Here is a 19,849-nt window from a genome sequence, read left to right as displayed (position 1 = left end):
TAGACAAAGACCGCGGCGTCGTCAAGCCCGGAACCCCGGTCCTGCCACCAGCGCGGGCGCGGTCAGCGCCGCCGTCGGCGGGGGCTGCCGCCGGTGTTGAAATCGACCTGCGGCAGCGGTGCGATCTTGGCCAGTTCCGGGAATGGATCGCTGGCATGGGGCAGGGCGTTGGCGGCGACGAAATGATCCTGGAACCGGGGTTCGACGGCGGTTTCCACCTTCTCGATCCGGCGCACGTTACCCTCGATCAGCCGCCGCGCCGCACGCGAACACAGCGCGATGCGTGCGCCCGTCCCCGCCGCGTTCCCGGCCGAGCGGACCCGGTCCACCGGCACGTCGGGGATCATCCCCAGCACCATGGCGTGCAGCGGGCTGATATGCGCGCCAAAGGCACCGGCCAGCACGACCCGATCCACCCGGTCCACGCCCCTGCGGTCCATCAGCAGGCGCGCCCCGGCATAAAGCGCCGACTTGGCCAGCTGGATCGCCCGAATGTCCCCCTGGGTGACGGTGACCAACGGCCCGCCATCGTCCGTGCCGTCGTGCAGCACATAGCTATGGGTCCGGCCCTCGGGCGTGCAGCGCGACGTGCCCGTCTGTGCCGCTGATCCGATCAGCCCCCCCGCATCGACCAGCCCGGCCATGCGCATTTCGGCCACGGCCTCGATGATGCCCGACCCGCAGATGCCGGTGACGCCGGTTGTGCCCACGGCCTGCTCAAAGCCATCCTCGTCCGACCACAGGTCGCAGCCGATCACCCTGAAGCGCGGCTCCTTGGTTTCGGGATCGATGCGCACCCGCTCGATCGCGCCGGGGGCGGCGCGCTGGCCGGAACTGATCTGCGCCCCCTCAAAGGCCGGGCCAGTGGGCGAGGAACAGGCCAGCACCCGGCTGCGGTCGCCCAGGATGATTTCCGCGTTGGTGCCCACATCCACGATCAGCACCAGATCGTCCGATTTTTCCGGCGCCTCGCTCAATGCTACTGCTGCTGCGTCCGCGCCGACATGGCCCGCGATCAGGGGCAGAACATAGACCTTGGCCGCCGGGTTCAGCGCGCCCAGCCCCAGATCCGCTGCCGACAGGTTCACCGCGTCCGAGGTGGCCAGGGCAAAGGGTGCCTGGCCCAGTTCCACCGGATCGATGCCAAGGGCCAGGTGATGCATCACCGGGTTGCAGACCAGCGTGGCCTCCAGGATCGCGGCGGCGTCTATGCCGCCCTCCTGGGCGATGGCGCGGGCCAGATCGTCCAGCGCGCCGCGCACCGCGACGGTCATCTCTTCGGCGCCGTCGGGGTTCATCATGGCGTGGGAAACCCGGCTCATCAGATCCTCGCCGAAGCGGATCTGCGGGTTCATCACGCCGGCCGAGGCAACCACGGCCCCGGTGGCCAGATCTGTCAGATGCGCCGCGATGGTGGTCGATCCCAGGTCGATCGCCATCCCATAGATCGGCCCGTCGAAGAAGCCGGGCCAGATGTCCAGGATCTGGGCCGGGCCGTCGGCATGCCCCTGATGCAGCGCGACGGTCACCTGCCACTGACCCGCGCGCAGTGCTTTTTGCAGGCGTGCCAGAACGGGCAGGGGGGCGTGCGCCGGGGGCAAGTCCCATTGGGCGGCCAGCGCCGCGTTCAGCCGCTCCAGATCGCCGGTCGGGGCATGCATGTCGGGCTCGGCCACCTCGACGAAGTAAAGCCGCGTGGCGGGGTCCATATCAACCGTGCGGGCCTCGGCCGCCTTGCGAACCACCTGGCGGTGGAGCTGGCTTTCGGGCGGCACATCCAGCACCACGTCCGAAAGGATCTGTGCCTGGCACCCCAGCCGGCGGCCCGGTTTCAGGCCGCGTTTTTCGTCATAGCGTTGTTCCACCGCGTTGAACGGCGAAAGCGCGTCGGCAGAGACCGTCACCCCGTGTTTCGGGAACTGGCCGGTGCCGGGAGTGACTTGGCATTTCGAGCAGATCCCGCGCCCGCCGCAGACGCTGTCCAGGTCCACGCCCAGTTTGCGCGCAGCCTCCAGCACCGTGGTCCCATGGGGGACGCGGCCGCGCTTGCCCGAGGGCGTGAAGATCACCAGAGGATCGGTCATGTCAGGCAGGTAGGGCGCATTTGTTGATATCGCGAGGGGGAAGAAGATTTTTCTAGCAGATCACCCGTATTTCTTTGCGGGCGCAGACGATCACGAACGGGGTGGCGCATTCGATCAGATGACAGCCACGCCTGCGGACCTCCAGCTCCAACCGCCGCCGTCCGACCTTGCGCTCGACATCCGCAACCCTGCGGCGCACCACGCCGCCGGTTCCCACGGATTTCGCCGCAAAGATCTGTGCGAGCCATTGCGGGATGGAGTGAAGGGGCGGGGCATATGTCACGCCCCAACCGTGCCGCAGCCATGGTTTCCATTCGCTTAACCGCGGCGACGACGCCGCCCGCCGCGCCCGGACCCGGCCGCGCTTGCGGCCTTCGATGCCTCCGGGAAGGGGGTGCCTTCGCCGACCGCGTCCAGAACCCGGGCGAACTTGATCCATTCGGTGCCGTTGTCGTCATGGTTCATCAACAGGTTCGCGGCGCGCACGGCCTCCATCTCGACCGGGCGGACGGGGTTCATGATGGCGCTGGTCATGCCCGCCCCGATCGCCATGGGCAGAAAGGCGGCGTTGATCCCGTGGCGATGCGGCAGGCCAAAGGAAATGTTCGATGCCCCGCAGGTGGTGTTCACCCCCAATTCATCGCGCAGCTTGCGCACCAGGGCAAAGACCTGCTGGCCGGCGCTGGCCATGGCGCCGATGGGCATCACCAGCGGGTCCACGACGATGTCATGGGCGGGGATGCCGAAATCTGCCGCGCGCTCGACAATCTTCTTTGCCACCGCAAAACGCACGTCCGGGTCTTCGGAAATGCCGCTGTCGTCGTTAGAAATCGCCACGACCGGCACGTTGTATTTCTTGACCAGCGGCAGCACGCGTTCCAGCCGCTCTTCCTCGCCGGTAACCGAGTTGACCAAAGGCCGCCCCTCGGCCACCTCCAGCCCGGCCTCCAGCGCGCCGGGGACAGAACTGTCGATGCACAGCGGTACGTCGACCAGACCCTGCACAAGCTCGATCATCTTGCGCATCAGGGGCGGTTCGGTCTCATTCGGGTTGGGGTTGGAGTTGTAGACGACCCCCGCATTCACATCCAGGACCATCGCCCCGCAGGCGACCTGCTCCAGCGCATCCTTTTCGACGGTGGAAAAATCGCCCGCTTCCAGTTCGGCGGCCAGTTTCTTGCGGCCGGTGGGATTGATCCGCTCGCCGATCACGCAGAACGGATCGTCAAAGCCGATGGCGACGGTCTTGGACTTGGACTCGAGCACGGTGCGGGTCATGAAATCTCCTCAGGTTTCCTGCGCCGGGGCCAGGCCGTGCCCGGCCAGCCACGCGGCATTTGTCTTGATACCGCCAAGCGGGAAGAAATGAACGCCCTGGATCGGGAAATCCGTGCGCGTCGCGGCGGCCTGTGCCAGATCGCCCAGGAACGCATCGGGGGTAAAGGGCATCACCAGCTTGGACACGTCCCGCGCCCGGCGCTGCAACACCGCCAGCGAGGGGCCGACGCCGCAGGCAATCGCGTATTTCACCAGCGTCTGCAATTTCGCCGGTCCGGCAACGCCGATATGGATCGGCAGGTCCACGCCCGCCGCGCGCACGCGGTCGGCCCAGGCGATCACCGGCCCCGCCTCAAAGGCGAATTGGGTGACAATCGCCATCTCGGCGTCGGTGCGTTGTGCAAAGGCCTGTTTCCAGCCAAGCGCGGCCATCATGTTGGTCTCGCCGCCATCCGGGTCGATGTCGCGCGATCCCTCGGGGTGGCCGGCCACATGCAGCCGGGTGAATCCGGCCTTGTCGAACAGGCCGGTTTCCAGCAGTTGCATCGAGCAATGGAAATCGCCCCGCGGCTGGGGTATGCCGCCGGCCAGGATCAGCCCCTCGGTCACGCCGGCCTCGTCGCTGTAGCGTGTGATCCAGTCTTGCAGCGTGGCCGCATCGGGGATCGAGCGGGCGGGGAAATGCGGCATCGGGCTGAAGCCCTCGTCCCGCAGGCGCCGGGCGGTGGCGACCATGTCGCCGTTCGGGGTGCCGTCGAGATGGGCGATATAGACCCGCGTGCCGGCGGGCAGCAGGGCGCGGAAATCCGCGACCTTTTCGGCGGTGCGGGGCATCACCTCCATCGAATAACCCTGAACGAAGGCCGCCATCGCCCCCGCCCGCGGCGCGCGCGCCGCCTCTTTCCTGAATTGCAGCAGTCCCATCGCGGTCTCCCAGAGCCGGTTCAATTGCCATCCCATCCGGAAGCCGCAATCAGTGCCTTGAGCCGCGCCATATCGTATTCAGACTGCAATCGCGCGGCTTCTGCCTCGGCCAGGGCCTGCGGATCGCCGTCGCGGGACACCGGGTCGCCCCGGCGCCAATCCGCAAGATACGCATCGCTGTCCTTGGCCCCCACCGACATGGCGCAGCGGTCGATCGCCTGTTCAAAGCGTTCGTCCAGCACCCGCTTGGCCGCATTGCGGCCGCGGCCGACAATGACCTGGGCGGGGATGTCGCGCCAGTAGATGACGGTGACGTCGGGCATCTGATTCCCTTCCTTACGTAACCCGCTTGTAATCCGGCAATCTGTCGCGGCGGGGGCGGTTTTCGACAGGATGCGAACCGCTTGCGACCGATCTAGACGAGCGTGCCTGCCCAAGCCAGAGGGCGGGATCGGAAAAATCTTCATCAAGACCATGAGGCGGGGCGCGCCATCTGCGGCGTTGCATCGCGGAGGGGCTGAGGTTACTTTCAACATAACTTGATCTGGAGGGCGATCCGATGGCGCCCAGGCGTCCGAATGGTGCGGGCGCGTTCCCCAAAGCGGTTGCAACCCCCGCGCCAAATCCGCCGGACCCGGCGTCGCTGTATGCGGCGCTGGATCTCGGCACGAATAGTTGCCGCATGCTGATTGCCCAACCCAAGGGTAGCCAGTTCCATGTGGTCGACAGCTTTTCGAAATCGGTGCAGCTGGGCACCGGGCTGGAATCGTCCGGCCGGTTGAGCCGCGCCTCGATCGGGCGCACGATCCAGGCGCTGCGCATCTGCAAGAGCAAGCTGGAAAAGCACAATGTCGAGCGGATGCGCCTTGTCGCGACCGAGGCCTGCCGCCGCGCAATCAACGCCCGCGATTTCATCCGGCTGGTGCGGCGCGAAACGGGGCTGAAGCTGGACATCATCCAGCCCGAGGAAGAGGCCCGCCTGGCCGTGGTGTCCTGTGCGCCGCTGGTGTCCACCCGGACCGATCAGCTGATGGTGGTCGATATCGGCGGCGGATCCACCGAACTGGTCTGGATCGACCTGTCGGCAGTGCCGCGCCACGACCGGCCGCGGTCGATCATGCGGCTGCACGCGGGATTTCACGCCAAGGACAGCCCGTTCCCGGCGGCCCGGGTGGTGGACTGGATTTCCGTGCCCCTGGGGGTGGCCACCCTGCGTGAGCAGTTCGACGATGTCGAGGACGACCACGCACGGTTCGCGCTGATGAGCTGGTTCTTTGAGGAAAACCTGGCTGAGTTCGCGCCCTACGCGGCCGAGCAGACTAAAGAGGGGTTCCAGATCATCGGGACCAGCGGCACCGTCACCACCGTTGCCGCCAGCCACCTGGGCCTGCGCCGATACGACCGGACCAAGGTGGACGGGCTGCGCATGACCTCGGCCCAGATCGATACGGTGATCCGCCGCTACCTGGACCTGGGCCCCGACGGGCGCCGGGCCGACCCGCGCATCGGGCGCGACCGCCATGCACTGATCATGTCGGGGGCGGCGATCCTGCAGGCCCTGATGCGGGTCTGGCCGACGGATCGGCTGTCGGTGGCCGACCGGGGGTTGCGCGAGGGGCTGCTTTACGCGCAGATGTCGGCCGATGGCGTGCTGGAGGATGGCCCGTTCTGAGCCCTTGCCTCACGGGCACGCGGGCGGGGCCGTCGGGCCATGGGTATTTTTGCCAAGAAGAAGGACAGGGACCGCGTAAGGCGGGGAACGGGTATGGCGGATAAAAAGGGCAGCAGCGGGCGCGGGCAGCGCGATCTGAAGGTCAAGGTCAAGACGGCGCGGGGGCGGCGGCTGTCCTCGACCCGGTGGCTGGAGCGGCAGTTGAACGACCCTTATGTCAAGCGCGCGCGGGCCGAGGGCTATCGCGGGCGGGCGGCGTTCAAGATCCTGGAACTGGACGAAAAGTACCATTTCCTGAAACCCGGCGGGCGGGTCGTGGACCTGGGGTGTGCCCCCGGCGGCTGGTGTCAGGTGGCCGTCGCGCGCGTGAACGCGCTTGGCGAGAAGAAGGGCAAGCCCGTGGGCACCGTGCTGGGCGTCGATCTGCAAGAGGTCGAACCGATCGCGGGCGCAGAGGTGCACCAGCTGGATTTCATGGAAGAGGGCGCCGACGACAAGGTAAAGGCCTGGCTGGGGGGCAAGGCCGATGTGGTGATGTCAGACATGGCCGCAGCCAGTTCGGGCCACAAGCAGACCGACCATCTGCGCATCATTGCCCTGTGCGAGGCGGCGGCCGAACTGGCCTTTGACGTGCTGGAGGAAGGAGGTACCTTCGTTGCCAAGGTTCTGGCCGGCGGCGCTGAGGGCGAATTGCAGAAGCTGCTGAAGCAGCGCTTTGCCAAGGTGGCCAACGTGAAACCGCCCGCCAGCCGGGCGGACAGTTCCGAGAAATTCGTGGTTGCGACGGGCTTTCGTGCAGGCGGCGCGGCGGGTTAGCCGCGCCAGGCCAGCATCCGGCGTTCCGCCCAGCCGATGGCCGAACTGGTGGCCACGCCCAGGGCCGACAGGATCACCACCCCCGCGAACAGCCGTTCCAGATCGTAAAGCGATCCGGCCTGCAGGATATAGGCGCCGATCCCGTATTCGGCGCCCAGCATTTCGGCGGCGACCAGCAGGATGATTCCGATGGCCAGGCTGACGCGCAGGCCCGACAGGATGCCGGGCAGGGCACCGGGTAGGACGATCTTGCGCACGATAGACAGCCAGGTCAGGCCAAAGCTTTGCCCCATGCGGATCAGGGTGCGGTCCACATTGTCCACCGCGCCATAGGTGGCGACCACCGTGGGTGTAAAAGTGCCAAGCGCGATGAGGGCGTATTTCGACCCTTCGTCGATGCCGAACCAGATCACGAAGAGCGGCAGAAGCGCGATCTTGGGGATCGGGAAAAGGGCGGCCACCAGCGGGATCAGGCCTGCGCGCACCATGCTGAACAGGCCGATCAAAACCCCGATGCCGATGCCCGCGCTGACCCCAAGGGCAGAGCCCACCGCCAGCCGGGTCAGCGAGGGGGCCATATGGGTCCAGAGCATACCGCTTTCAGCCAGATCCAGCAGCGTGGTGCCCACGTCCGAGGGGCGCGGCAGGGTCAGCGAAGAGATCACGCCGGCCCGCGTGCCCCACTCGATCAGCGCGATCAGGGCGACGAACACGGCCAGTCCCACGCCGCGCACCTGGCGCGGGCGGAAGCCGCCGCCACGAAAGGGGACGGGGCGGGTGTCGGTTTCAGCCATTCTGCAGCTCCATGTCCGCCGCGGCGGCCTCGTCACGCATCAGCTGCCACAGATGGGCCTGGTGCGCCTCAAGCGCCGGATCGCCGGCGTGGCGGTCGGCCAGGGGGGTGTCGATTTCGACGATCTCGCGAATGCGGCCGGGGCGGCGGGACAAGACCACGATGCGGTGGCCCAGGCGCACGGCCTCGGCCAGGTTGTGGGTCACGTAGACGGCGGTAAAGGGGGCGCGGGTCCACAGCGCCACCAGGTCGTCCATCAGCAATTCGCGGGTCTGCGCGTCCAGCGCCGACAGGGGTTCGTCCATGAGCATCACCGCCGGGTTCACCGCAAGGGCGCGGGCGATGGCGACACGCTGTTTCATGCCGCCGGACAGCTGCCGGGGCCAGGCGTTGCGGAACTCGGTCAGGTTGGTGCGGGCCAGCACGTCGGCGATGATCTGGTCGCGGCGCGGGCCGGGCAGGCGGTGATCCTCCAGCACCAGGGCGATGTTGCCCGCGACGCTGCGCCAGGGCAAGAGCGCGAAATCCTGAAAGATATAGGTCAGCGGGTTCAGGCAATCCGGCGGCACCGCGCCCCGTTGCAGCACGCTGCCGGAGGTGGGCCGTTCCAGCCCGCCGATCATGCGCAGCAGTGTGGATTTCCCGCAGCCCGACGGGCCGACGATGCACAATATGCGACCGTGGGCAATGTCGAGGTCGATCCCCGACAGCACCTCGGTCGCGCCGTAGCGGTGGGTGAGATTGGAAAGCGTGAGGTCCATTGGGAAAGGGGTGCGGGGCCGCTCGGCCCCGCCGCCCGCTCTTACATGATATCGACGTAGGAGGTGTCGACGAGTGTTTCGGTGGTGATGCTGTCCTTGATCAGGCCCTCGGACTGGAACCAGCCCAGTTGATCCTGGACCGAACCCATGTTCAGCGCGGCGTTCTTGTTGATGCGCATGGCGCCGTTCACGATGCCGGCCTTGGCCTTTTCGTATTCACGGTCGGTATAGACGTATTTGTGGATTAGCTTGACCATGTCCTCGGCGGCGTCGTCACCGGCGGTCTTGTCCACCAGGGCCGCGTTGAAATCGTCCGCGCCGCGCGCAAAGGCGCGCAGGAACGCCTGGGTCTTGGCGCGTTCGTTCGCGGCGTTGCGGGCCGAGGTGAAGACGGTCGTCACCTGGTAATCCGGCAGGTAGTCCGACACGTTGCCGATGATATGGGCCGCACCCGCACCGGCCAGTGGCTTGGCGATATGGGGGACGATGGACCAGGCATCGATCTGGCCCGATTTCAACGCGCCGATGACTGCGCCCACCTTTTGCAGCGGCTTGAAGGTGACATCCGCCCCTTCGGCGGCGGCGATCTTGGACCCCATGTAGTGGAAGGACGAACCGGCCTGGGTGATGCCGAAGCTCTTGCCGTCCAGCGCGGCGGGGCTGGTCATCCCGGCCTCATACGCGGCGTTGGAGGCCAAGATTTTCTGCCCGTCGATGCCCTTTTCCTCGGACAGGGCGCCGCCGATCACCTTGGCCGCACCCTTTTCGGCCAGCGAAATCAGCCCGCCCGAGATCGCGGTCACCGCATAATCCGCGTCGCCCGACGCGATGGCCACGGCCATCGGCTGGGCGGCCTGGAAGAACTTGAACTCGACTTCCAACCCCTCGTCGGCGAAATAGCCGCGCTCGAACGCGACGAAGCTGGCCGCATGGCTGGTAAAGCGCAGGGCGCCCACGGTCAGTTTGGTCTGGGCCAGCGCCGGGCCGGCCAGCATCGGCAGCGTTACCGCCGCCCCCATCGCCCCCATGGCGCCGCGTCGCGTGAACTGTGTCATTGTTGCTCCTCCTTCGCACGTCGTTGCCGGTTGGTCGGCCACCCGGGGCGACCATTCCAGAGCCGCGCGCCAAAGGGAAGGGGAAAGCGTGCCGCCTAGAACCCGATCCGTCCGCGCGGGGTGGAATTGACCGACAGCGCCTCTGGCCAGCCGATGAAGCGTTCCACCAGGAACAGCCCGATGCAGATCGCCAGGATCGCCAGGACCATCTTGACCTGTCCCGCAGAGGGCGGATTGCGCGCCCATCGCGCGGCCCGCATCAGCCAGCGCAGGTTCATTCCGTAAACCTGACCGCGCCGATATGGGGCAGGTTGCGATCGCTTTGCGCGTAGTCGATGCCATAGCCCACGACGAATTCGTCCGGGATCTCGAAGCCGACCCAATCGGCCTTGATCTCCACCTCGCGCCGGGCGGGTTTGTCCAGCAGGGCGCAGACCTTCAGGCGCTGCGGCTTGCGCCCGCTCAGCATGTGCAGAACGTGTTTCAGCGTGTGTCCGGTGTCGACGATATCCTCGACGAGCAGCACGTCGCGGCCCTCGATTTCTCCGCGCAGATCCTTGAGGATACGCACCTCACGCGAACTTGTTGTGGCGTTGCCGTAGGAAGAGGTTTCCATGAAATCGACCTCGACCGGCATGTGCAATTCGCGCACAAGATCGGCGATGAACACGAAAGATCCGCGTAACAGCCCGACCACGACCAGTTTTTCGGTATCTGAGAAATAGCTTTCGATGTCGCGCGCCAGCGCCTCGATCCGCGCCGCGATGGTCTTGGCCGAGATCAGTTCGTCTATGACATATGGTCTCTCGCCCATGGCGCCCCCTTGATTTTGCCGCTGCGCTGCCTGAAATGGCACCCCACTGTTAGCAACAATCCGAGCCAATGCCGAGCCATTCCGAAAACCGCGAGATGCCCTATACCGCCCAGCAGATGTACGACCTGGTGGCGGATGTAGCATCCTATCCGAAGTTCCTGCCGTGGACGGCCGCCGCGCGCATCCGCTCGCGTGAACCGATCGCGGGCGGGGGCGAGTTGATGAAGGCGGATCTGGTGATCTCGTTCAAGGTGTTTCGCGAACGTTTCGGCAGCCGGGTCACGCTGTGGCCAGAGCGGCACCGCATCGACACGGAATACCTGGATGGGCCGTTCCGCTATCTGAAATCCTACTGGCAGTTCGAGGACATCGGCAACGGTCGCTGCAAGGTGGAATTCTACGTCGATTTCGAATTCCGGAACCGCGTTCTGCAGGGGGTGATCGGGGCCGTGTTCAACGAGGCGATGCAGCGCATCGTGCGGGCCTTCGAAACCCGCGCAGAGGCATTGTACGGACGGCCGACGGCCTGATCCCCGACACTGGCAGGTCGATATGCAAAGGGCCGCGGCGATTCCCGCGGCCCTGTCACGTTTCCTTGTCCGCCTGCCTTAGCTTTTGGGCGGCGTGTTGGGCGCCTTGGGCGCCGGGGAAGACTGCTGCGGTTTGGGGGCGGCGGCTTGCTTGGGCTGGGCCTGCGCCTGCGGCGCGGCCTTGCGCCCGGTGTTCAGCGGATCGTCCTGCCGTTGGACCGAGCCCTCGAAATGGGCACCGCTTTCGATCGCGATGGTCTTGTGGATGATGTCGCCTTCGACCCGCGCGGTCGAGGTCAGGCGCACCTTCAGGCCGCGGACGCGGCCCACCACGCGGCCGTTGATGACGACATCGTCGGCGACGCATTCGCCGCGCACGGTCGCATTTTCCCCGACGGTCAGCAGATGCGCGTTGATGTCACCGTCGATCGTACCTTCGACCTGGATGTCGCCGGTCGTCTTCAGGTTGCCCGTCACGACCAGATCGGAGGACAGCATGGACGCGGGCGGCTTGGCCTTGGGCGCGGGGGCGACGGGTTTGTCGGCACCCGGCCGCGGAGCGGAGGCCGATTCGGGCAGTTTCGGTTTTTCCGAGGCACCGGCCTTCGGCCCTGGCTCGTTTATCCTGCTTTTAGAAAACATTTCTGGCTGCCTTGATATAGGTCATCGGGTTAACGGGTTTTCCGTCGACGCGCACCTCATAGTGCAAATGGGTGCCGGTCGACCGTCCGGAGTTCCCCATATCACCGATGCGGTCCCCGCGCGAGACCCTTTGCCCTTCGGTTACGCGGATCTTTGCCAAATGGGCGTAGCGGGTTTCGATCCCGAACTCGTGCCGGATCTTGATCAGGCGTCCATAACCCGACACCCAGCCCGCCTTGACCACGACACCATCAGCGGTGGCATGGATCGGCGTGCCATAGCCTGCGGCCATATCCATGCCGTCATGCATCTTGTAGGTGCCCAGGATGGGGTGCTTGCGCATGCCGAACGGGCTGGTGAAGCGATAGGCCGAGCGCAGCGGCTGCGCGAAGGGCAGCTTTTCGGCGGCGATGCGGTAAAGGTTGATCTCGTCCATGCGGGCCAACAGGGACTCTGCCCGCAACTCTTCGGCCGTGGGCGTTGCATCGCCCTTGGACGAGAAAGAGACAGGCGTCAGCGGCCCGCCGGTGCCGTTATAGCCCGCGCGCACCTGATCGATCAGGGTGTCGACGGACAGGCCCGCGCTGCGGAACATCGTGTCGAGCGGCGCGACTGAAACCGTCAGCGCCTCTTCGAGTGAGGTAAAGATCCGGTCGTTGCGTTCCTGGGTCAGTTCACGCTCAAAGGCCAGCGCCTCGGCCAGTTGATAGGCCGCAGAGGCGTCGGCCTCGACGAGCTCACGCTCTGCCGCGCTGTGTTCCAGGGCGTCGGACAGGAAGGCAAGGGTCGCCTGCAGGTCGTCGGCGTTCGGGCCACCCTCGACGGGGCGCGGCGTGGCATCGTCCAGTTTCGCGGCCAGAACCTCGGCGCGACCGCGTGCGGCGTCCCGCTCGGCGATGGTCTTGCGCAGGGTGCCCTGCAACAGCTCGATCCCGGTTTCCAATTCGCGGCGCCGCTCTTCCGAGGCCAGCAGTTCGGACTGCATGCGCGATACTTCGGCCATCGCGACGTTGAACCGATCGCGCGCGGCGCGCACCTCCTCGGCATGGATATCACGCGCGGTGCTGACCTCGTCGAGCCATGTTTCGTAAAGCGCCTGTTCCCGTTGCGCCAGATCGCGCAGGCTGGCTGCGCCGACCCCGTCCATCAGAAGCAGCGCTGTGGCCACCATCGCCCAGCCCAGCATCGCCACGCCGCCGGTCAGCCCGACCGCCTGCGCAAGCGGGGATAAACGAACAAACCTGGTTTCCGTGTCGGATCGCAGGAAAAGCCGCTGTTCCGGTAGGATGCGCCCAAGCGCAGCATCGATGCGGTGAAAAAATCGCCCCGTCAAAACATTCGCCCCATCTGCCCGTTCTTGTTGCGGACCCCGGCGGGCCTGTTTCGGCCCACCCTCATGCGCCGTGCACTAGCCAACGCACCGCTTATCTGCAACTTTTTTACATCAGCTTTGCGAAAACTGAGAAAAAAGTCGGGGCATTCGGCGAAAAATTGCCGATTTTTCGGGGCAGGGATTTTCGCTGCGCGGCAATGTCACAGGGCGCGTACCGCCTCCAACACCTCTTCGGCGTGGCCGGGGACCTTGACCTTGCGCCAGACCCGGGCGATCTGGCCCGCGCCGTCCACCAGGACGGTTGTGCGTTCGATCCCCATGAAGGTTTTGCCGTACATCTTCTTTTCGACCCAGGTGCCGTAGTTTTCGCAAACCGTGCCATCCTCGTCCGACAACAGGGGGACTGACAGGTCATGCTTGCAGCGGAACTTACCATGTTTGGCGACGCTGTCACGCGAAATGCCAAAGACCTGGGCCCCTGCCGCGGTGAATTCCTGCAGCAGCCCCGAGAAGGCGATGGCTTCCTTCGTGCAGCCGGGCGTGTCATCCTTGGGGTAGAAGTAAAGAACGACCGGGGCGGGACGCAGGGCCGACAGGGTGACATCTTCACCCGCATCCTGGGGCAGGGTGAAATCGGGCGCGGTCTGGCCGGTGTCGATCATCGTGGCAGGCTCCTTCGGGTGTGGTGTGCGCAAAACGGAAGAATTCGGCCCGCAACAGGATAGGGGCCGCGCGGGGACAGGCAAGCGGGCGGCGCTTCGCAACGGGCAGGATGAACGAGCAATCGGATCGAGACCATCGCGACCTTGAGGGGGTGCACCGGCGGTTCGGCCTGTGGCTGCTGCTCAGTCTTGCGATGCTGGCCGGGGTCGCGGGTCTGGCCGCGCTGACGCTGACCGGGCGCATGGTGGCCGCGCCGGACTGGGCCGCGGCCCGGATCGAGGCGCGGCTGAACGCCCATCTCGCGCCCGCAGCGCTGCGCATGGACGGGGTAGAGGTTCTGCTGTCCCGGCATTCCGGCGCGCAGGTTCATTTCACCGGGGTCACCCTGCTGGACGGGGCCGGGCGGGACGTTTTGCGCCTGCCCCGGCTGGAGGCAGCCCTGTCGCCCGCCGCGCTGCTGGCGGGGCAACCGGCGCTGCGGCGTGTAGCACTCAGCGGGGCGGCAGTCACGCTGCGGCGGGCGCCGGACGGGCGGTTCGACCTGGCCTTGGGCGCTGGCAATGCGCCGATCACCGCGGCACAGGGCCTGGCCGAGTTGCTGGACGAGCTGGACCGCGCCTTGGGGGCGCCAGCGCTGAGCGGGATCGAGGCGCTGAGCGTTGAGTCGCTGTCGCTGACCTATGAAGATGCCCGCGCCGGCCGGTTGTGGCGGTTGCAGGACGGCTTGCTGACGCTGGAGCAGGACGCACGAGAGGTCGCCATGCGCGCCTTCTTTTCGTTGAGCGGTGGGGCGGGGCGCCCTGCGGAACTGGCCCTGTCTTTCGTTTCCGGCAAAGGCAGCCCCGAGGCCCGCTTCGCGGCGAATTTCTCGGACCTGCCGGCGGCGGACCTGGCCAGCCAGGCCCCGGCGCTGGCTGCGCTGGCGCTGATCGACGCCCCGATATCAGGGGCGCTGCGCAGCGCCGTGGATGCCAGCGGCAAGCTGGGCCCCCTGAACGCCGCGCTAGAAATCGGCGCGGGTCTGCTGCGCCCGCCCGGCGGCGCGCCGCCGATCCGGTTCGATGCGGGCAAGTCCTACCTGACCTACGATCCCGACAGCCGCCGCCTGCGGTTCGACCAGATCGCCCTGGATACCGCCGTGCTGCGCCTGCGGGCCGAGGGACATGCCGATCTGCTGGGCATGACGGCGGGCCGACCCGAGCGGATGGTCGGCCAGCTTGCGCTGCGCTCTGTCGCGCTGGATCCCGCAGGGATGTTTGAACGCGCCGCGGTCTTCGACGACGGGGCAATGGATCTGCAACTGGACCTGGAACCGCTGACATTCACCGTCGGCCAGGCGGTCCTGCTGGACGGCCCGAACGCCTATCGCATGGCCGGGCGGGTGCGGGCCCGGCCCGAGGGGTGGGAGGTCGCGCTGGACGCCGCGATCGGCGCGATCACCGAGGATCGGCTGCTGGCGCTCTGGCCCGTGGAGCTGCTGGCCGAAACGCGGTCCTGGTTTGCCCAGAACGTGATCGCCAGCAACCTGCACGACGTTCGGGTCGCGCTGCGCCGCGCCGCCGGTGGGGACACGCGGATGACCCTGGACCACGCGTTCCGCGACACAGAGGTTCGGTTTCTGGACACCATGCCGCCGGTGACCGGCGGCGCGGGCTATGCGACGCTGGACGAAACCAGCTACACGCTGGTCGCCGAAAGCGGACTGCTGCGCCTGGAGGGCGGCGAGGTTCTGGACCTGTCCGGATCGGTGATGCACCTGCGCGACATCACGGCGGATCCCGTGCAGGCGCGTTTCGACCTGTCCGTGGACAGCAGCATTCCCGCCGCGCTCCGGCTGCTTGACCTGCCGCCCTTGGGGGTGACCTCGGGGGTTGGGCTGGACCCGCTGCTTGCCCAGGGGCGCGCCAGCCTGCGGACGATGCTGCGTCTGCCCCTGCGCGACCGGCTTGCAATCGATGAAGTCGAGTACGCCGTGGACGGGCGGTTGCGGGCGGTGCGGTCTGACACCCTGATCCCCGGCCGGCGGCTGGAGGCCGACGAGCTGCGCATCACCGCGACCCCGCAAGAGGTGCGCCTGAACGGCGCGGTGCGGGTCGATGGCCTGCCCGTCAGCGGAAGCTGGAGCCGTCGCACCGGGCAGGCCGGTGCCAGCCGGGTCGAGGCGCGGGTGGACCTGTCGCAGGAGACGGCCGTGGCCTTGGGTCTGGGCCTGCCCGATGGAACACTGCAGGGGCGGGCAGAGGGGGCGCTGGTCCTGGACCTGCCGCGCGGCGCGGCCCCCCGCTTTGCGCTGGAGGCGGATCTGAAGGGGTTGGGCCTGCGCCTGCCGGGGCTGGACTGGCGCAAGGCGGCGGACAGCCCGGGCACGCTGACGGTCGCAGGCACGCTGAGGGCGATGCCGCAGATCGAGCGATTGGAATTCTCCGCCCCGGGCCTGGACGCAGAGGGGCAGTTGCGTCTTGACGCGGCGCGCGGTGCAGAGTTGCGCCTGGACCGCCTGCGCGTGGGGGGCTGGCTGGATGCCTCTGCCGTGGTCGGCGGCCTTGGGGAGGGGCAAACCCTGCGCGTTGCGCTGACCGGCGGGACGGCCGATCTGCGCGGCATCGCCGAGGGGCGCGACCCGCTTGGGATGGCGGGCGGAACCAGCGCTGGCGGTCCCGCAATCGACATAGCGTTGGACCGGCTGCGCGTCAGCGACCAGATCGGCCTGACCGATCTGCGGGGGCGGCTGTCCTGGCAGGGGGGCATGAACGGGCGTTTCTCAGCGCTTGCGGGGGGGCGGACGCCGGTCACGATCACGATGACCCCGGACCAGACCGGCGGAACGGCCCTGCGCCTGCGTTCCGAGGCCGGGGGCGAGGCGCTGCGCGACGCCGGGCTGTTCCCGCGGGCCCGTGGCGGCACGCTGGAGATCGTCATGCGCCCCGCCGGTGAACCGGGCCACTACGACGGGCGGCTGATGCTGCGCGACACGCGGCTGCGCGGGATGCCCGTCCTGACCGAATTGCTGAGCGCGGTCTCGGTTGTCGGCATACTGGAAATGATGGAGGGTGACGGGCTTGCCTTCGCCAATGTCGAGGCGCGCTTTACCTTGACGCCAGAGATGCTGGAGATCAGGAAGGGCAGCGCGATCGGCCCTTCGCTGGGCATATCGCTGGATGGAATTTACGGGTTCAAGGACAACAGGCTGGACATGCGCGGCGTGATCTCTCCGCTCTACATGGTCAATTTCATCGGCTCGGTCCTGACCCGGCAGGGCGAGGGATTGTTCGGCTTTTCGTTTCGGATCAAGGGGGACGCCAACGCCCCGCAGACCTTTGTGAATCCGCTGTCGATCCTGACGCCCGGCATGTTCCGCGAAATCTTTCGCGGGGCGCCACCCAAGGGGCCGCAATGAAGCTGTCCGATTTCGATTTCGACCTGCCCGAGGCGTTGATCGCGACCCGGCCCGCGCGCCCGCGCTCGTCCGCGCGCCTGTTGGTGGCCGATGGGGATCGGACGCGCGATCTGCATGTGCGCGACCTGCCCGGCCTGCTGCGTCCGGGCGACCTGCTGGTGCTGAACGACACCCGCGTCATTCCCGCCCGGCTGACCGGCACGCGCACGCGCGACACCGGGCAGGGCCCTGTCACCGCGCGGATCGAGGTCACCTTGATGGAACCTGCCGCCGGCGGGGGCTGGCGCGCCATGGCCAAGCCCCTGCGTAAGCTGAAACCCGGCGAACGCGTCGTCTTTTCCGACACGCTATCGGCAGAGGTGGTGGACAAGGGCGCCGAGGATGTGACGCTGACCTTCGACCTAGAGGGGGCCGCGTTCGAGGAGGCGCTGGCCCAAGCCGGCGCGATGCCGCTGCCGCCCTATATCGCCGCCCGCCGCCCCGCCGACGAGCGTGACCGCGAGGATTACCAGACGGTTTGGGCCGCCCGTCCCGGTGCCGTGGCCGCGCCCACCGCGTCGCTGCATTTCGACCCGCCGCTGCTGGCTGCATTGGCTGAACGCGGTGTGGCCTTTACCCATGTCACGCTGCATGTGGGGGCGGGCACCTTTCTGCCGGTCAAGGTCGACGATGTCAGCCAGCACAAGATGCACGCCGAATGGGGCGAGGTGACGGACACCGCGGCGGCAGAGATCAACGCCACCCGCGCGGCGGGCGGGCGCATCATCCCCGTGGGCACAACCGCGCTGCGCCTGATCGAGTCCGCCGCCGCCCCGGACGGCGCGATGCATCCCTGGCAGGGTGAAACGGACATCTTCATCCGGCCCGGCTATCGCTTTCGCGTGGCCGACGCCTTGATGACCAATTTCCACCTGCCGAAATCGACGCTGATGATGCTGGTCTCTGCCCTGATGGGGACAGAGCGTATTCGCGGGATCTACGCCCATGCCATCGGGGCGGGGTATCGGTTCTTTTCCTATGGCGATGCTTCGTTGCTGATCCCGGCGGGCGAAACGCGACATGGCGGGGTCGCTGGGGGGCATTCCCCCGGCGACAGTCCCGCCTAGACAGACCCCGAAACGGGAAAGGGCGGTGTGACGTGATTCAGGTTCTGGCAAGCTCTTGGGCGCTGCTGCTGGGGATGTTGCTGCTGATGGTCGGCAACGGCATTCAGGGCACGCTGCTGGGTATTCGCGGCGGCATCGAGGGGTTTTCGACCTTCGAGATGTCGCTGGTGATGTCTGCCTATTTCGTGGGCTTCCTGGGCGGGTCGCGCATGGCGCCCGAACTGATCCGTCGGGTGGGCCATATCCGGGTCTTTGCGGCGCTGGCCTCGCTGATTTCGGCGGTGCTGATCCTGTATCCGGCGCTGGCCCATCCGATTTCCTGGACCGTCGGTCGCGTTCTGATCGGGTTCTGTTTCTCTGCCGTGTATGTGACCGCCGAAAGCTGGCTGAACAACTCGGTCACGAACCAGACGCGCGGACAGGCGCTGTCGCTTTACATGATCGTTCAGATGGCGGGTATCGTCAGCGCCCAGGGGCTGCTGCTGGTGGCCGACCCGGCCGGGTTCATCCTGTTCATCATTCCCTCGGTGCTGGTGTCGATCTCTTTTGCGCCGATCCTGTTGTCGGTCACGCCCACGCCCGCCTTCGAAACCACGAAGCCGATGTCCCTGCGCGACCTGATCCGTATTTCGCCTACCGGGGCGATCGGCATGTTCCTGATCGGGGGGGTCTATTCGGCGCTTTTCGGGATGGCCTCGGTCTTTGGTTCAGAGGCGGGGCTGAGCGTGGCGCAAATCTCGGGCTTCATCGCGGCGATCTACCTGGGCGGGTTGCTGTTCCAGTTCCCGATTGGCTGGCTGTCGGACCGGATGGACCGGCGCACGTTGATCCTGGCGGCGGGGGTGATCGGCGGTGCGGCGGCGATTGCAGCGATGGCGGTGGGGGGCAGCTTTGCCGCGCTGGCCGTGACCGGCGCGATGGTGGGGGGGATGTCCAACCCGCTTTATGCGCTGCTCATCGCCTATACCAACGACTATCTGGAACCCGAGGACATGGCCGCGGCCTCTGGCGGGCTGATGTTCATCAACGGCGTGGGCGCGATCCTGGGGCCGCTGGTCACGGGCTGGATGATGGGGGTGATCGGGCCGCAGGGCTTCTTCCTGTTCATCGCGGTTCTGATGCTGACGCTGGCCGCCTATGCCGCCTACCGGATGACCCAGCGGGCCGCTGTTCCCGTGGACGAAACCGCCTCTTATGCGCCGGTCCTGCCCACCGCGACGCCCGTTGCGGTCGAGGTCGCGCAAGAGTTCGCCATCGAAACTGCCGAGGACGAGGCCGAGAGCGCCGAGCTCTCTTCGGACGCGGCCTGAATGGCTTGCGCCGCATGGATGAATCTGAAACGATCCCGCCTAGGCGAACGGGTCCGGGCGAGGAGGAAAAAACATGTCGCGGCAAGAGGAAATCATCCGTTTCTGGCTGGAGGATGTGGGGCCGAAGGGATGGTATCGCGTCGACCCGGAGGTGGATGCCGAGATTACCAAGCGGTTCAAACCCGACTGGGAAGCTGCCCATGCCGGCGACCTGCATGACTGGCCGACCAATCCGCAGGGCGCGCTTGCCTTTCTGATCCTGACCGACCAATTCCCGCGCAACATGTTCCGCGACGACTGGCGCGCCTTTGCCACCGATGCCGCGGCGCGCGGTGTGGCCAAGCAATCCATCGAGCAGCATTTCGACATGCGCTACCCCGAGCCGGAGCGGCAGTTCTTTTACCTGCCGCTGATGCATTCCGAATGCCTGATGGATCAGGACCGTTGTGTGCGCCTGATGCTGACCCGCATGCCGGAAACCGGGGCCGAGAACCTGTTGCACGCCAAGGCGCACCGGGAACTGATCCGCCGCTTCGGCCGCTTCCCGTTCCGGAACGCGGCGCTGCATCGCGGCTCTTCGGACGAGGAACAGACCTTCCTGGAATCTGGCGGGTACGCCGCCTGCGTGGAAGAGCTGCGCGCGGCAGCATCCTGACCGCGCCTGCCGTGCC

20 protein-coding genes are annotated in these 19,849 nt (G+C 66.8%); 7 read left to right on the top strand and 13 right to left on the bottom strand.

Features of this window, described 5'->3' with window-relative positions; genetic code table 11:
* Nucleotides 1–62: 62 nt before the first annotated feature.
* The 5 genes from EV656_RS07975 to EV656_RS07955 are packed head-to-tail and all read right to left on the bottom strand — an operon-like array spanning nucleotide 63 to nucleotide 4,609.
* A complete protein-coding gene (locus EV656_RS07975; protein ID WP_132601978.1) occupies nucleotides 63–2,084 on the bottom strand; it encodes an ASKHA domain-containing protein in 2,022 nt (673 codons plus the stop codon).
* A 52-nt stretch (nucleotides 2,085–2,136) separates the two neighbouring features.
* A complete protein-coding gene (locus tag EV656_RS07970) occupies nucleotides 2,137–2,367 on the bottom strand; it encodes an N-(5'-phosphoribosyl)anthranilate isomerase (protein WP_132601975.1) in 231 nt (76 codons plus the stop codon).
* Between the two features lie 35 nt (nucleotides 2,368–2,402).
* A complete protein-coding gene (locus EV656_RS07965; protein ID WP_132601972.1) occupies nucleotides 2,403–3,362 on the bottom strand; it encodes a methyltetrahydrofolate cobalamin methyltransferase in 960 nt (319 codons plus the stop codon).
* 9 nt (nucleotides 3,363–3,371) lie between these two features.
* On the bottom strand, nucleotides 3,372–4,286 hold the full coding sequence (locus EV656_RS07960) for a methylenetetrahydrofolate reductase (protein WP_132601969.1): 915 nt from the start codon (nucleotides 4,284–4,286) through the stop codon (nucleotides 3,372–3,374).
* A gap of 20 nt (nucleotides 4,287–4,306) precedes the next feature.
* Nucleotides 4,307–4,609, bottom strand: coding sequence for a virulence factor (locus tag EV656_RS07955; RefSeq protein WP_132601966.1), 303 nt, complete (start codon nucleotides 4,607–4,609; stop codon nucleotides 4,307–4,309).
* A gap of 236 nt (nucleotides 4,610–4,845) precedes the next feature.
* Between EV656_RS07955 and EV656_RS07950 the strand changes: the two genes are divergently transcribed.
* A complete protein-coding gene (locus EV656_RS07950) occupies nucleotides 4,846–5,958 on the top strand; it encodes a Ppx/GppA phosphatase family protein (RefSeq protein ID WP_132601963.1) in 1,113 nt (370 codons plus the stop codon).
* A 93-nt stretch (nucleotides 5,959–6,051) separates the two neighbouring features.
* Complete coding sequence (locus tag EV656_RS07945) at nucleotides 6,052–6,774, top strand: RlmE family RNA methyltransferase (protein WP_132601960.1); 723 nt, start codon at nucleotides 6,052–6,054, stop codon at nucleotides 6,772–6,774.
* On the opposite strand, the gene EV656_RS07940 is transcribed toward EV656_RS07945, so the two are convergent.
* From EV656_RS07940 to hpt, 5 genes are all read right to left on the bottom strand, one after another.
* Complete coding sequence (locus EV656_RS07940) at nucleotides 6,771–7,568, bottom strand: ABC transporter permease (RefSeq protein WP_132601957.1); 798 nt, start codon at nucleotides 7,566–7,568, stop codon at nucleotides 6,771–6,773. The genes EV656_RS07945 and EV656_RS07940 overlap by 4 nt on opposite strands.
* Entirely contained in the window at nucleotides 7,561–8,328 is a 768-nt protein-coding gene (locus EV656_RS07935; RefSeq protein ID WP_132601954.1) for an ABC transporter ATP-binding protein, read from the bottom strand. The genes EV656_RS07940 and EV656_RS07935 overlap by 8 nt, the downstream gene beginning before the upstream one ends.
* Nucleotides 8,329–8,369: 41 nt before the next feature.
* Nucleotides 8,370–9,383 carry an ABC transporter substrate-binding protein gene (locus EV656_RS07930; RefSeq protein ID WP_132601951.1) on the bottom strand — a complete coding sequence of 338 codons (1,014 nt, stop codon included), beginning with the start codon at nucleotides 9,381–9,383 and terminating at the stop codon, nucleotides 8,370–8,372.
* Nucleotides 9,384–9,478: 95 nt separating this feature from the next.
* Nucleotides 9,479–9,661: a hypothetical protein gene (locus tag EV656_RS07925; protein WP_132601948.1), complete on the bottom strand. Its 183-nt coding sequence runs from the start codon at nucleotides 9,659–9,661 to the stop codon at nucleotides 9,479–9,481.
* Nucleotides 9,658–10,197, bottom strand: a complete 540-nt coding sequence (gene hpt / locus EV656_RS07920) for a hypoxanthine phosphoribosyltransferase (RefSeq protein ID WP_132601945.1) — start codon at nucleotides 10,195–10,197, stop codon at nucleotides 9,658–9,660. Before hpt ends, EV656_RS07925 begins: the two co-directional genes overlap by 4 nt.
* Nucleotides 10,198–10,265: 68 nt before the next feature.
* On the opposite strand from hpt, the gene EV656_RS07915 reads away from it, so the two are divergent.
* Nucleotides 10,266–10,727 (top strand): type II toxin-antitoxin system RatA family toxin, encoded by a 462-nt coding sequence (locus EV656_RS07915; protein ID WP_132601942.1) that lies wholly within the window; start codon nucleotides 10,266–10,268, stop codon nucleotides 10,725–10,727.
* 78 nt (nucleotides 10,728–10,805) lie between these two features.
* Here EV656_RS07915 and EV656_RS07910 read toward each other — a convergent pair whose 3' ends face one another.
* From EV656_RS07910 to EV656_RS07900, 3 genes are all read right to left on the bottom strand, one after another.
* Nucleotides 10,806–11,369, bottom strand: coding sequence for a bactofilin family protein (locus EV656_RS07910; protein ID WP_132601939.1), 564 nt, complete (start codon nucleotides 11,367–11,369; stop codon nucleotides 10,806–10,808).
* Nucleotides 11,359–12,702, bottom strand: coding sequence for a DUF5930 domain-containing protein (locus tag EV656_RS07905; RefSeq protein ID WP_132601937.1), 1,344 nt, complete (start codon nucleotides 12,700–12,702; stop codon nucleotides 11,359–11,361). The genes EV656_RS07910 and EV656_RS07905 overlap by 11 nt, the downstream gene beginning before the upstream one ends.
* A 200-nt stretch (nucleotides 12,703–12,902) precedes the next feature.
* The gene (locus EV656_RS07900) at nucleotides 12,903–13,364 is read right to left on the bottom strand and encodes a peroxiredoxin (RefSeq protein WP_132601934.1); all 462 of its coding nucleotides are present in this window, start codon (nucleotides 13,362–13,364) and stop codon (nucleotides 12,903–12,905) included.
* Nucleotides 13,365–13,474: 110 nt separating this feature from the next.
* Here EV656_RS07900 and EV656_RS07895 point away from each other — a divergent pair, with 110 nt between their 5' ends.
* From EV656_RS07895 to EV656_RS07880, 4 genes are all read left to right on the top strand, one after another.
* Nucleotides 13,475–16,762: a YhdP family protein gene (locus EV656_RS07895; RefSeq protein ID WP_132601931.1), complete on the top strand. Its 3,288-nt coding sequence runs from the start codon at nucleotides 13,475–13,477 to the stop codon at nucleotides 16,760–16,762.
* On the top strand, nucleotides 16,759–17,868 hold the full coding sequence (queA, locus tag EV656_RS07890; protein ID WP_132601928.1) for a tRNA preQ1(34) S-adenosylmethionine ribosyltransferase-isomerase QueA: 1,110 nt from the start codon (nucleotides 16,759–16,761) through the stop codon (nucleotides 17,866–17,868). Before EV656_RS07895 ends, queA begins: the two co-directional genes overlap by 4 nt.
* A 32-nt stretch (nucleotides 17,869–17,900) precedes the next feature.
* Nucleotides 17,901–19,178, top strand: coding sequence for an MFS transporter (locus tag EV656_RS07885; RefSeq protein WP_132601925.1), 1,278 nt, complete (start codon nucleotides 17,901–17,903; stop codon nucleotides 19,176–19,178).
* A 73-nt stretch (nucleotides 19,179–19,251) separates the two neighbouring features.
* Nucleotides 19,252–19,833 (top strand): DUF924 family protein, encoded by a 582-nt coding sequence (locus tag EV656_RS07880; RefSeq protein ID WP_132601922.1) that lies wholly within the window; start codon nucleotides 19,252–19,254, stop codon nucleotides 19,831–19,833.
* Nucleotides 19,834–19,849: the final 16 nt, after the last annotated feature.

Origin of the sequence: Rhodovulum adriaticum, assembly GCF_004345735.1 — a bacterium.
Lineage (GTDB): Bacteria > Pseudomonadota > Alphaproteobacteria > Rhodobacterales > Rhodobacteraceae > Rhodovulum > Rhodovulum adriaticum.
This window is presented reverse-complemented; position numbering and strand designations above follow the sequence as displayed.